Origin of the sequence: Arthrobacter sp. 9MFCol3.1, assembly GCF_000620385.1 — a bacterium.
Lineage (GTDB): Bacteria > Actinomycetota > Actinomycetes > Actinomycetales > Micrococcaceae > Arthrobacter.
Genome location: NZ_JIBJ01000012.1, coordinates 82,218 through 94,698, shown reverse-complemented (window position 1 = coordinate 94,698; position 12,481 = coordinate 82,218). Strand labels below are relative to the sequence as shown.

The window sequence follows — 12,481 nt, the reverse complement described above, 5'->3', positions numbered from 1 at the left end:
TCCCGCTCAGGTACCGGGCCCGGGCTACGGGCTGGGGGAGGGGCTGGGGCTGGGGGACCCTGTCCCGGGTTGCGTGGGTGACGGGGCGCCGGAGGCAGTCCCGGACCCGGGCGATGCGGGCATGTACGACTGGTATTCGGGCAGCGTGGAGTCGAGGACCGGAAGCTGCACCTCGGCCGACGTGCCTGTGGAGTCCTCGCTCACCCGGACCGTGACCAGGGACCCGGGGGATCCCGTGGTGGGGTCCAGCATCATGGCCGGAGGTTGGGCCAGCGACGTTTCACCGTTTGCCTTGACCGGAATCGATACCGTCGACCCGGAAGCGCCCGAAATGGTGACAACCGCGTCCGTTGCGGACGTGTTGAATACGGTACCCATGATCCGTCCGGGCTGGTCCGCTCCGTAGGAGAGGATGAGCATGTCCGCCAGCTTTATTGGACCGACCACGGTGTTGATCCCGTTGGTTGCCGGCGTGATCTTCGTGGTTTCCGCGGGATTGTCGGAGGAGCAGCCGGTTCCGGTCAGCAGCAGCACCCCCAGCGCGAGGGCGGCGATCGCAGATCTGATTCCTGCCAGCAGGGTGGTGGGTGCCACGGCCGGCTCCTCTCGGCAGAAGCTGTCCGGTCACCTCCGATTATCGTCCCGGGCGGCGGCAAAATCGACCCGCCGTCGCTCCCGGTGGCCGCCCAGCGGGCGGGGCCCGACGGCGGCGCCGAACTTTCCGGCTGATTTGCGGCTTGAAGTGCCCGTAATTTCCGCAAATGGGGGATTATGGAGTCATGCCGAAAATCCGCATCTCCGAAGCAGCACGTTTTCTCGGGGTCAGTGACGACACCGTCCGGCGCTGGACCGAGAACGGGATCCTGACCCCGGTGAAGGATGACTCCGGCCGGCTGGCCGTGGACGGCCTGGAACTTGCCCACCTCGCCCGCGACCAGGCCCAGCTTCCCGACGACCCCACCAAGGTGGGCCGCTCCGCCCGCAACCGGTTCGTCGGCCTGGTCACGGGCATCACCGCGGACAAAGTCATGGCACAGGTCGAGCTGCAGTGCGGGCCCTTCCGCGTCGTGTCCCTGATGAGCAGCGAAGCCGTCCGTGAACTTGGCCTGGAGCTCGGATCCGTGGCGACAGCGGTGGTCAAAGCCACCACCGTCATCATCGAAACGCCCCACGGAAAGAGCATCATATGAGGAACGCCAGCAAGCACGTCACCGCACTGCTGGTGGCCTGCGCCCTGGCCGCGGGCCTGGCCGGCTGCGCCGCCGGCACGTCCGGGGCAACCGGAAGCAGCTCCGCCGGGGCCGGGTCCAACTCCAGCGCCGGGGCCAGCGGATCCCCCAGGCTGTCCGGAGCGATCACCGTCTTCGCCGCGGCCTCGCTGAAATCGACCTTCGCCAAGCTGGCCAGCGACTTCGAGGCGAAGAACCCGGGCACCAAAATCACGCTGAACTTTGCCGGCTCCTCGGACCTGGTCACGCAGATCACCCAGGGCGCCCCGGCCGACGTCTTTGCCTCGGCCGACACCAGGAACATGGCCAAGCTGGCCGACGCGAAGCAGATCGACGGCGCCCCGGCCAACTTCGCCACGAACGTCCTGGAGATCGCGGTTCCGCCGTCCAACCCGGCGTCGATCAGCTCCTTCGCCGACCTCGCCAAACCGGGCGTGAAGGTGGTGGTCTGCGCACCGCAGGTTCCCTGCGGTGCCGCGACCGAGACCGTCGAAAAGGCCGCAGGCACCACCCTGGCGCCGGTCAGCGAGGAATCGTCCGTCACGGATGTCCTGGGCAAGGTCACCTCGGGTGAGGCCGACGCCGGTCTGGTCTATGTCACGGACGTCAAGACCGCCGGAGACAAGGTCAAAGGCATCCCCTTCGCCGAGTCGGACCAGGCCGTGAACACGTACCCGATCGCCACCGTCGGCACGAGCAAGAACAAGGAGCTCGCCCGGGCCTTCATCGCCGCGGTCACCGGCAGCGAGGGCAAGAAAGTCCTGAGCGACGCCGGATTCGGCACCCCGTAAACGGCATGCACAGACGCAGCGGCACCGGGTACACCGGCATCCCGGCATGGATTTACGCCATCGCGGCGGCAGGGGCACTCTTCGTCCTGCTGCCCCTGATGGCGATGGTGGCCAGGGTCAACTGGTCCCAGTTCATCCCGCTGGTCACCTCCGAATCCTCACTGACCGCCCTGGGCCTGAGCCTGCGCACCTCCGCGGCGAGCACGGCCGCCTGCATCGTCCTTGGTGTGCCGCTGGCGCTCATCCTGGCCCGGAGCCCCTTCCCGGGCCAGCGCCTGCTCCGGGCCTTCGTCCTGCTGCCACTGGTCCTGCCTCCTGTGGTGGGAGGCATCGCCCTGCTCTACACCTTCGGCCGCCAGGGACTCCTGGGCAAAAGCCTGGAGTTGGCCGGAATCCAGATCGCCTTCTCCACCTCCGCCGTCGTCCTCGCGCAGACGTACGTTGCGCTGCCGTTCCTGGTGGTCAGCCTCGAAGGCGCCCTGCGAACCGCCGGCAACAAGTACGAGGCGGTCGCCGCGACCCTCGGGGCCCGCCCGGGCACCGTGCTGCGCCGGGTCACCATCCCGCTGGTGCTGCCCGGGCTGGCCTCCGGTGCCGTCCTGTCCTTCGCCCGCAGCCTGGGCGAATTCGGCGCCACCCTGACCTTCGCCGGCAGCCTGCAGGGCGTCACCCGCACCCTGCCGCTGGAGATCTATTTGCAGCGCGAAACCGACGCCGACGCCGCCGTCGCACTCTCCCTCCTGCTGGTCGCCGTGGCGGTGGCCGTCGTCGGGCTCTCCTACCGGCGCCCGCGTCTTGGCGTGGCACCGGAAGGGGCGGTCCGGTGACCTTTCAGCTGGACGCAACCCTTGCCGCACGGCGCTTCGCGGTCTCCCTCAGCCTCGGGCCGGCCGAGACAATCGCCGTCCTCGGGCCCAACGGGGCCGGCAAATCGACGCTCCTCTCGATCATCTCCGGCCTGCTGCGCCCCGACGCCGGCAAGGCCACGATCGGCGAAAAGGTCCTCTTCGACCTGGGCGCGGACAAAAATATCTGGCGTGCCCCGCACACCCGGGGCACGGCGCTGCTGGCCCAGGAAGCCCTCCTGTTTCCACACCTCAGCGCACTGGACAACGTCGCGTTCGGGCCGCGCAGCGCCGGCGCCTCCAGCGCAGCGGCCCGCGACACGGCCATGCACTGGCTCACCGAAGTCGACGCCGGCTCCCTTGCCTCGCGGCGCCCGGGACAGCTCTCCGGCGGACAGGCCCAGCGTGTGGCCGTGGCCCGCGCCCTCGCCGCCGACCCCGACCTGCTGCTCCTCGACGAGCCCATGGCCGCGCTCGACATCCATGCCGCCCCACTGCTCCGCCGGCTCCTCAAACGCGTCCTCGCCGGCCGCCGCGCCATCATCATCACCCACGACATCCTCGACGCCCTCATGCTGGCCGACAGGGTGATCGTCCTCGAGGACGGCCGGATCACCGAACAAGGCCCCACCCGCGAAGTCCTCGAAAAACCGCGCAGCCGTTTCGCCGCCGGCCTGGCCGGACTGAACCTGGTGGCCGGCACCGTCAGCGACGCCGGCGTGACCACCGCCGAGGGCATGGTCGTCGCCGGCCACCGGGACGGCACCATTGAGCCCGGGCAGGACGGCGTCGCGGTCTTTCCGCCCTCCGCGGTATCGGTGTTCCTCAACGAAGAGCACGGCAGCCCGCGGAACTCATTCCAGGTGATCATCACGGACCTGGAGCCGCACGGTGATCAGATCCGGGTCCGTGCAGGACGGCTCTCCGCCGACATCACCCCGGCCGCGTCAGCCGACCTCGGTCTCACCCCCGGAATGAGCGTGTACTTCGTCATCAAGGCCGCCGCCATCGCGATCTACCCGGCCTAGGGAGCTTCCGGACGGTCCGATTGGCGGAGTAGTCTCGGTGCCGGGCGCTGCCGGCGCCGAGCGATTTTAGAGCCGGTTCTGAGAGAAGGGAAGGCCATGCCTGGACAGTATGTGGCGACCTCGACCATCACCATCGAGGCGCCCGCGAGCCGCGTATGGTCCGTGATCACCGATCCCGGCGCCGCCAGGGAGTTCATGTTCGGCACCGAACTCGTGACCGACTGGACGGTGGGCGGACCCATCCTGTGGCGGGGCACCTGGGACGGCAAGGAGTACGAGGACAGGGGCAGCATCCTGGAGTTTGAGCCCGGTCGGCGGCTGGTCGTCACGCACTTCAGCCCGCTGAGCGGCCAGGAGGATGCGGCCGAGAACTACCACACGCTCACCTGGACGCTCGAGGACCGGGCCGGCGCCACGCAACTGACGCTCGCCCAGGACAACAACGCCAGCGCCGAGGAAGCCGACCACTCCAAGGGCATGTGGGACAGGCTGGTAAAGAGCGTGAAGGCGATCGCCGAGCGGGAAGAGCCAGGGCGGGAAGGGCCAGGGCGGGAAGGGCCAGGGCGCGATTAGGCGGCACGGCAGCAGAGCGCCTACAGCAGGCTTGCCGCGATGTCCCTCCCGATCCTCTGCAGCAGGGCGGCGGAAAGTCCGGGGTCTTTGGAGGAGTCCTGGTCGGTGTACTCGGCCAGGGTGTAGACCCGGGTGAGCGCCATTTCGGACCACCGTTCCCGGGGGAGGAGGGAACGGCCGGCCACCGCGATGATCGGGCGGGTTCCGGACCTCCGGGCGACGGCGGCGGGAAGTTTGCCGGCAAGGGTCTGTTCGTCGATGCTGCCTTCGCCGGTGATGACGACGTCGCAGCTGTCCCTGCGGTTGTTGAAATCGAGCAGGTCCAGGAAGTAGTCGGCGCCCGAGACCTGCTTTGCGCCCAGCAGCAGGCAGGCAAAGCCGATCCCGCCGGCGCTTCCGGCACCCTCGCGCTGCGCAAGTGCGGCCGCATCCTCGAACCCGGCGTCCGTCATCTTGGCGACGAGGTGCTCCAGCCCGTGCTCGAGTGCCGCAATGTCCTGGGGTCCGGCGCCCTTTTGGGGTCCGAAGACCGCCGGCGCGCCGTCGGCCCCGAGCAGCGGATTGTGGACGTCGCTGGCCACCACGAGCTCCGTGCCGTTCAGTTCCGGGCACCTGGTCCGGCGGATGGTGTGGATCTGCGCCAGGGACTGTCCGCTGCCGTACAGCTGCCGGCCATCGGCATCGTGGAAGCTGTAGCCCAGGGCGGTGAGCATTCCCATGCCGCCGTCGGTGCTGGCACTTCCGCCCAGCGCCAGCACGATCCTGGCCGGGTTCAGGCTGAGGGCGAACAGGACCGCCTCCCCAAAGCCCCGGCTGGAGGACGCCAAGGGTTCCAGGTGGCCCTCCGGCAGGAGCGCCAGGCCGCAGGTGTTGGCGACCTCGACGACGGCGGTGGTGCCGTCGTACGCGATGCCGGCCCGGACGGGCTGGCCGGTGGGCCCGGCGACGGTGTAGCGGTGCCGGGTGAAGCCGGAGGCGACGGCGGCGTCCACACTGCCGTCACCGCCGTCGGCCAGCGGGAGCAGCTCGCAGTGGACCGCTCCGGGCCCGCCGGTGGAGCCGGCTCCGGCGCGGAGCCCTGCGGCCAGGGCGTCGGCCACCTCGCCGGCCGTGAGGCTGCCTTTGAACTTGTCCGGCGCAATGAGGGTCCGCACGGTTTTCGGGGCGGTGGTGGTGAACATCTCAGATGGTTTCCGAGTAGGCGGGACGGCGGTTGTCCTTGGACGTCGGCTCGTCCTCGGCGGGTTCCGTGTGCCCCGGGTCGCTGTCCATGGCCGTGTGGTGGCCGTGGTCGGTCAGGTCAGCAGCGATATCCGTGAACTCGTCCAGTGGTGTCGGATCCTCGCTGGGCAGGGGCTCAACAGCTTCGCCGTTGAAGACGCGGCGGACGCGGTCCGCGTCCAGGGTGTGGTCCCACCAGGCGATGAACAAGGTGGCGACGGCGTTGCCGGTGAAGTTCACCAGGGCCCGGCACTCGGACATGAACTTGTCGATGCCGAAGATGAGCATGATGCCGGCGGCCGGGATGGTGCCGAGCGTGGCCAGGGTGGCGGTCAGGGCGATGAAGCCGCCGCCGGCGACGCCTGCCGCGCCCTTGGAGGTGAGCAGCATGACCGCGATGAGGCCCAGTTGCTGGCCGATGGTCAGGTTGGTGTTGGTGGCCTGGGCGATGTAGACGGCGGCCAGGGACAGATAGATGGCGGCGCCGTCGAGGTTGAAGCTGTAGCCGGTGGGGACCACGAGCCCGACCGTTTCCTTCTTCACACCGGCGTGCTCGAGCTTGCGCATCAGGCCCGGGAGGGCCGGTTCGGCAGTGGAGGTGCCCAGGATGAGCAGGTATTCCTCCTTGAGGTGGCGGATCATCTTGAAGATGTTCAGCTTCAGGAAGGCCATGACGGATCCGAGGACCACGACGACGAACAGGATCGAGGTGGCGTAGAAGAGGGCTATCAGCCCGCCCATGCTGGAAAGGGAGGAGACGCCGTACTTGCCGACGGCGAAGGCCATCGCGCCGAACGCGCCCAGCGGGGCGGCCTTCATGATGAAGCCCAGGATTTTGAACATGACCCCGGTGAGGCGCTGGACGCCGTCGAGGACGGGCGCTCCGACCTTGCCCATGGCGTTCACGGCGATGCCGAAGATCACGGCGATGAAGATGATCTGGAGGATGTCGCCCTCCACGAAGGGCGCGACGATGCTGGTTGGGATGATGTGGGTCAGGAACTGCCACCATTCCTGGTGCGCACCGGCGTCGATGAGTTTGGCTGCGGAATCCGTCGTCTTGATCGCGCTGGCGTCTGCGTTGACGCCGTCGCCGAGGCGGAAGATGTTGATGGCGACCAGGCCGAAGAGCAGGGCAAAGATCGTGCCGATCTGGAAATACGTCAGGGCCTTCAGCCCGGTCATGCCGACCTTTTTCAGATCGGCGACGCTGGCGATGCCGCCGACGATGGTCAGGAACACGATCGGGCCGATCAGCATTCTCATGGCGTTGACGAAGGTGGTGCCGATCGGTTCCATGGCGATGCCGGCGACCGGGGCCAGCCAGCCCACCAGAATGCCGAGGACGATGCCGGTCAATACCCAGAAGTACAGCTGCCTGTACCAGCGTTTCTTGGGGGCCGGGATTTCCGTGCCCGCGGTGGTGATGTGTCCCATGATTCCTACCTCATTGTGGAATGTCTCTGGAGATGCTTTAAGTGTGGAGTTTGCACGGGGCGGGTGCCAGTTGGGCGCGGCCGCCCCGTGCGGTGGTGTAGCGTTCGACGGCGGCCGCGCGGCCGGCGTCGTCTGTTTCAGTGCCGTCGTCCGTCTTAGTGCGCCGCAGCGCTAGACGGTGGCCAGGGTGCGGGCGAGGGCCTCGATGATGGCGTCGGTGACGTCCGCGGTGGTGGCGTCGCCGCCGACGTCGCGGGTCAGGTGGCCGGTGCCGGTTGCCTCTTCGATGGCGGCCTCGATGCGGCGGGCTTCCTGGTGCAGACCGAAGTGGTCCAGCATCAGGGCTGCGCTGGCGATTGCGCCGATCGGGTTGCTGATGCCCTTGCCCGCGATGTCCGGGGCCGAGCCGTGGACCGGCTCGAACATGGACGGGAAGCGGCGCTCCGGGTTCAGGTTTGCGCTGGCCGCCAGGCCGAGGCTGCCGGCCAGGGCCGAGCCGAGGTCGGAGAGGATGTCGGCGTTCAGGTTGGAGGCGACGACGACGGAGAGGTCCTCGGGGTGCAGGATGAATTTGGCGCTCATCGCGTCGACCAGGACGCTCTCGGTGGCGACATCCGGGTAGTCCAGGGCAACACGCTGGAAGGTTTCGTCCCAGAGGACCATGCCGTACTGCTGGGCGTTGGACTTGGTGACCGACGAGACCTTCTTCACCGTGCGGGTCCGGGCGAGATCAAACGCGAAGCGCATGATGCGCTCGCAGCCCTTCTCGGTGAACAGCGCGGTTTGCAGGGCCACCTCGTTGCCGGGGCCACGGCCGCTGAGGTTGCGCCCGCCGAGGCCGGCGTACTCGCCTTCGCTGTTTTCGCGGACCACAATCCAGTCGAGCTCGGTGGTGTCGGCCTTGCGCAGCGGGGACTGGACGCCCGGGAGGAACTTCACCGGGCGGATGTTCGCCCACTGGTCAAAGTTCTGGGTGATCTTCAGGCGCAGGCCCCAGAGGCTGATGTGGTCCGGGACGTTTTCCCAGCCGACGGCGCCGAAGTAGATGGCGTCGAAGTCCTTGAGGGTGTCCAGTCCGTTGGGGTCCATCATCTGGCCGGTCTTGGCGTAGTACTCGCAGCCCCACGGGAACTCGGTCCATTCGAAGGCGAACTTGCCGCCGGAATTCTGCGCCAGGGCGTCCAGGACCCGGCGTCCGGCGGAGACGACCTCCTTGCCGACCCCGTCGGCGGGGATTGAAGCGATGCTGAATTTCTGGGTGGCGCTCATGTGCCTACCTCCTCGTCGAGTGTGTTAGCAGCGTCACACTGCCTTCCTCTTCAAGTAGACGGGCCGGCGCCACCTGCCGTCCAAGACCAAGATCCGATCCGCTAGATAGGTTCAGCCTATTGATGAGGCGCCGGGGGGAGGCGTGTCTGTCTTTCCTGGCGGTGGCGGGGCCGCGTGCAGCCGCGCCACCGCCAGGAAGGACCGGGCTGCGGGGGTCAGGTCGTCCCTCCGGCTGAGAACGGCGACATCCAGGTAGGATACGGGTTCGATCAGCAGCGTCCGCAGCCCTGATTTGTGCGCCAGGGGCGCCCACGACGACGGCATCACGGCGTGGCCGACCCCGGCCAGGACCAACGGCAGGATCGAGGTCCGGTGGGCGACCTCGACGACGATTTCGGCGTCGATCCCCCGTGCCAGGGCGTCGTCCACAAGCCACCGCATCAGCGAACCGCGCTGGCTCGCGACCAGACGGTGGCCGGCCAGTTCCTCGCGTTGGATGGTTGTTGCGGCGCCGAACGTATCGGACTGGGGATTGACGAGAAGGATCAGCGGCTGGCGATCGAGCTCCAGCACCTCAACGCCGGGAACCCTGATGGGCGTGGGGGAGCCTGCCAGCCCGATCTCCGTGCTGCCGCTTCGGACAGACTCGATGACGTCCTCCGGAGTGAAGGCGGCGCTGACATTGAGCCTGACCAGGGGATGCGCCCGGGTGAAGGCGGCGATCATCGATGACAGCGGCTCGATTCCGGGCGAGGGCATCGTGACGATGTCCAGCCGTCCGCTGCGCAGCCCCCGCACCGACTGCACCGCAGACTGCGCCGCATCGAGGTTGCGCATCACGAGCCGGGCCGGCCCGATCAGCTCCTTGCCCGCCTCCGTGAGCACCGCCCGCCGCCCGATCCGGTGGAACAGCGGCACGCCCAGCTCCTTCTCGAGGGCGGCGATCGTCTGCGAGAGGGATGGCTGGGCGATGAGGAGGTGCTCCGCCGCCCGGCTGAACCCGTCGTGGTCAACAACAGCCAGAAAATACTTCAGCTTTCGGGTGTCCACGCTGGCTCCTTCACCGGTTGGGGCGCTTGGCGGTTGCCGTGCGTCCGCCTGATCGATGAGTCCGAGCCTATTTCCTGCCGACGATCCGGACGGGCATTTGTTCCACATCCGAGGCAAAGAACACGATCGCCGCCCGCCGCCCGCCGCCGGCCGTCGTCGTCGCCCGCCGCCCGCCGCCCACCGGATCACGCAACCCGGCGCTACGGCAGCCTGGACGGGCGCAGCAGCGTGGGGACGCCGGCCTGTCCGGGGTCCAGCGGCACCGGGCTGACCAGCACGGCCGGGCCGCGGCTCAGGAAGCCGGTCGAAAGCGGCTGGCAGCGCACGCCTCCCCGGCCGCGCATGGCGGCGTGCGCGCCCGGGGCAAGCATCCGGTCCATCCAGGCACAGGGGTGGGCTGACCGTCCGGCCCGGATCCGGACCACGTCCCCCCTCGATTCGAGCACAAACTCTTCGCCGAGCAGGGGAGCGAGGTGGGCGCCCCGGAGGACCACATTCCGCCGGGTCAGCAGCGGGTCAAAGGGCCCGGCTCCCAGCTCCTCGGCCATCGCCTCGAGGGCCTCGATCGAGAGGAGGGTGACGGCGGCGTCCATATGCGCAGCCTTGCCGAAGAACCGGTCGCCGACGATGCCCTTGCCGGCCACCAGTTCGACTTGTTCCGCGTCCGTCGTGGGGACCTGCGCCGCACCATCGCGGGCGCGGCCGAAGTAGGCGTGCGCCGGCGAGACGAGGAGGTGCAGGATCTCGACGTCGTATTTGTAGCTTGCCGTCATGACCTAAAACTATCCTCCCGTCGTGGCGTTGGGGCGCGTCGACGGTCCCGGGTGCGGCGGCCGCGCGCATGCGTGCCGGCTGTGGCGCGCGAAGTCGCCGGAAACCCTCGGGGTCGCCGGAACCTTGCGGCGACCCCGCAGGCTTCCGGCGAACCCGGCGGGGCCTTACGCCGAGTGCCGCGGCCGCCATGCCGGTTCAGGGTACGAGCACGATCTTCCCTTTCGCCGCGGTGCTTTCCAGCAGCTCATGGGCGCGACGAACGTCGGAAATTGGCAGGCGCTCGGCCACCACCGGGTGAATCTGGCCGCGGCGAAGCATCTCGAGCAGCGCGAAGAAGTCTGCCCTGAACCAGTCCTGGTGATGGATGCGCAACTTCTGGATACGGTAGGACAGCACTTTTCGGTGGGGTGACAGCCAGCCCCAGAGGGCGACGCTCCCCGTTGCCGCGAACCAGGCGATCACCCCGGGCCAGTTCTTGCGCCCCTGCGCGATCGTGGCGTAGCGGCCAAACACAACGAGCCGACCGCCGGGCCGCAGCGCGCGGAAGGAGCGCAGCGACAACGGCCCACCGATCCCGTCAAGGGCAATGTCTACGCCGTCGCCGGTGAGTCTGCGCACTCGGGCCAGGAAATCCTCGTTCTGATAGTCGATCGCCACCGCGCCCAGCCGCTCCACTGCGGCCCGGTCCGCGCCGGCGGCGGTCCCGTAGAGGCGGAGGCGGGCCAGTGCTCCGAGCTCGAGGATAGCGGTGCCCACCCTGCCTGCCGCGCCGTGAACCAGAACGCTCTCGCCGGGCTTCGCCTGGGCCGTCCGGTGCAGCAGCTGGTAAGCGGTCATATAGGGAAAGACGAGGCTCACGACCTCGGCCGGGTCGAGGTCCCCAGGCACCTCCACCGCGTATGCCTCCGGCACACAGACGAGCTCGGCGTTGGCGCCCCACACCGTCAGCGCGCCGATCCGGTCTCCGACCCGTACCCGCGAGCAACCGGGCCCGACCTCATCAACGATGCCGACGAGCTCGTAGCCGGGCGTGAAGGGCGGCTTCGGCCCGCCGAGGTAGGTGCCGGCGCGCAACTGTGCGTCGGTGAAAGAGACCCCCGAAGCCAGGACCCTGACGCGGACTTCGCCCGGGCCGGGCCGTGGATCCTCGACCTCCACCACCTGCAGGACCTCGGGGCCGCCGAAGCGGTCGATCACCACACGCTTCATGGGCTCACTCTACGCTCGGCACCCGGTCCGCACACCGGCCTCTTGCTGCCCGGCGCCGGGGGGCGCGCGGGGCCGTTTCGTGACCTATTGACACCCCCGAACCGCCGGACTATTCTACAACCAAATGGTTGTAGATCAGTTCCGAACCCAGCTCAACGACGAAGACCTCGACCGCCTCTTCCAGGCGTTCGCCGACACGACCCGCCGGGATATCGTGCGCCGGGTGACAGTGGGCGAGTACTCGGTCTCCGGGCTCGCTGCCCTCTACGCCATGAGTTTCGCGGCCGTCCAGAAGCATGTGGCGGTGTTGGAACGCGCTTCCCTTGTCTCCAAGGAAAAGCGGGGAAGGGAGCAGATAGTGCGGGCCAACCACGATGGGCTGCAGCGGGCCCGCCGGCTGCTCGACGAGTACGAGGTCATCTGGCGGCAGCGGGCGGAGCGGATCGCAGACCTGCTCGCCGAAACGGCCGCCCCCGAACCAGGCAACACAAACCAGCAAGGCAACACGCAAGGCAGGAACCAGCAAGCTGAAGGTTAGGAAAGGTTCGTCATGACGGTTATCAGTTCAGTCAAGAATCTCGAGGCGCTGAGCCTCACCGTGGTCGCCGAGTTCGACGCCGGCGTGGAGCGAGTCTGGCAAATCTGGGAAGACCCGCGCCAGCTCGAGCGCTGGTGGGGCCCGCCCACCTGGCCGGCCACCTTCGAGAAGCACGAGTTCGTCCCGGGCGGCGAGGCCAGCTACTACATGACGGGACCCGATGGGGAGAAGGCCCGCGGCTGGTGGCGGTTCGTGACCATCAACGCCCCGCACCGCCTGGAGTTCGATGACGGCTTCGCGGACGACAACGGCGACCCCGTGGCCGACATGGGCACCATTCACGGTGTTGTGACGCTGGAGCCAATCGGCGGCCGCACCCGAATGACCATCCTGTCCACCTTCGAGGCCGAGGAGCAGATGGAGCAGATCGTCGCCATGGGCATGGAAGAAGGCATGAAGGGGGCACTCGGCCAGGTCGACGCGATCCTCGCCGAGTCCGTCAACGCCTGAGATGCAA

The 12,481-nt window shown here is 68.3% G+C and carries 14 protein-coding genes; 7 read left to right on the top strand and 7 right to left on the bottom strand.

The genetic code is table 11. The annotated features are described in order from the left end of the window. Positions 1-24: 24 nt before the first annotated feature. Positions 25-594, bottom strand: coding sequence for a hypothetical protein (locus C560_RS0113630; RefSeq protein ID WP_051533174.1), 570 nt, complete (start codon positions 592-594; stop codon positions 25-27). Positions 595-779: 185 nt separating this feature from the next. Between C560_RS0113630 and C560_RS0113625 the strand changes: the two genes are divergently transcribed. The 5 genes from C560_RS0113625 (at position 780) to C560_RS0113605 (ending at position 4,466) form a co-directional block, all read left to right on the top strand. Further along, the gene (locus C560_RS0113625) at positions 780-1,190 is read left to right on the top strand and encodes a TOBE domain-containing protein (RefSeq protein ID WP_018775502.1); all 411 of its coding nucleotides are present in this window, start codon (positions 780-782) and stop codon (positions 1,188-1,190) included. Further along, positions 1,187-2,020, top strand: a complete 834-nt coding sequence (gene modA / locus C560_RS0113620) for a molybdate ABC transporter substrate-binding protein (RefSeq protein WP_026538630.1) — start codon at positions 1,187-1,189, stop codon at positions 2,018-2,020. Before C560_RS0113625 ends, modA begins: the two co-directional genes overlap by 4 nt. Positions 2,021-2,025: 5 nt before the next feature. Next, entirely contained in the window at positions 2,026-2,847 is an 822-nt protein-coding gene (locus C560_RS0113615; RefSeq protein WP_026538629.1) for an ABC transporter permease, read from the top strand. Further along, complete coding sequence (locus C560_RS0113610) at positions 2,844-3,893, top strand: sulfate/molybdate ABC transporter ATP-binding protein (protein WP_026538628.1); 1,050 nt, start codon at positions 2,844-2,846, stop codon at positions 3,891-3,893. The genes C560_RS0113615 and C560_RS0113610 overlap by 4 nt, the downstream gene beginning before the upstream one ends. Positions 3,894-3,989: 96 nt before the next feature. Further along, positions 3,990-4,466, top strand: coding sequence for an SRPBCC domain-containing protein (locus tag C560_RS0113605; RefSeq protein WP_026538627.1), 477 nt, complete (start codon positions 3,990-3,992; stop codon positions 4,464-4,466). 20 nt (positions 4,467-4,486) lie between these two features. Here C560_RS0113605 and C560_RS0113600 read toward each other — a convergent pair whose 3' ends face one another. From C560_RS0113600 to C560_RS0113575, 6 genes are all read right to left on the bottom strand, one after another. Then, positions 4,487-5,647 (bottom strand): glycerate kinase, encoded by a 1,161-nt coding sequence (locus C560_RS0113600; RefSeq protein ID WP_081801718.1) that lies wholly within the window; start codon positions 5,645-5,647, stop codon positions 4,487-4,489. Position 5,648: 1 nt separating this feature from the next. Next, positions 5,649-7,124, bottom strand: a complete 1,476-nt coding sequence (gene dctA / locus C560_RS21890) for a C4-dicarboxylate transporter DctA (protein ID WP_043423131.1) — start codon at positions 7,122-7,124, stop codon at positions 5,649-5,651. Positions 7,125-7,295: 171 nt separating this feature from the next. Then, complete coding sequence (locus C560_RS0113590) at positions 7,296-8,393, bottom strand: tartrate dehydrogenase (protein ID WP_026538625.1); 1,098 nt, start codon at positions 8,391-8,393, stop codon at positions 7,296-7,298. A gap of 111 nt (positions 8,394-8,504) precedes the next feature. Next, positions 8,505-9,443, bottom strand: a complete 939-nt coding sequence (locus C560_RS21885) for a LysR family transcriptional regulator (RefSeq protein ID WP_043423130.1) — start codon at positions 9,441-9,443, stop codon at positions 8,505-8,507. Between the two features lie 200 nt (positions 9,444-9,643). Then, positions 9,644-10,216 carry an MOSC domain-containing protein gene (locus C560_RS0113580; RefSeq protein WP_026538624.1) on the bottom strand — a complete coding sequence of 191 codons (573 nt, stop codon included), beginning with the start codon at positions 10,214-10,216 and terminating at the stop codon, positions 9,644-9,646. 196 nt (positions 10,217-10,412) lie between these two features. Then, a complete protein-coding gene (locus C560_RS0113575; protein WP_026538623.1) occupies positions 10,413-11,426 on the bottom strand; it encodes a medium chain dehydrogenase/reductase family protein in 1,014 nt (337 codons plus the stop codon). 124 nt (positions 11,427-11,550) lie between these two features. Here C560_RS0113575 and C560_RS21880 point away from each other — a divergent pair, with 124 nt between their 5' ends. Next, positions 11,551-11,964 (top strand): ArsR/SmtB family transcription factor, encoded by a 414-nt coding sequence (locus C560_RS21880; protein WP_051533172.1) that lies wholly within the window; start codon positions 11,551-11,553, stop codon positions 11,962-11,964. Positions 11,965-11,976: 12 nt separating this feature from the next. After that, the gene (locus C560_RS0113565; protein WP_026538622.1) at positions 11,977-12,474 is read left to right on the top strand and encodes an SRPBCC family protein; all 498 of its coding nucleotides are present in this window, start codon (positions 11,977-11,979) and stop codon (positions 12,472-12,474) included. The last annotated feature ends 7 nt before the right edge of the window (positions 12,475-12,481 follow it).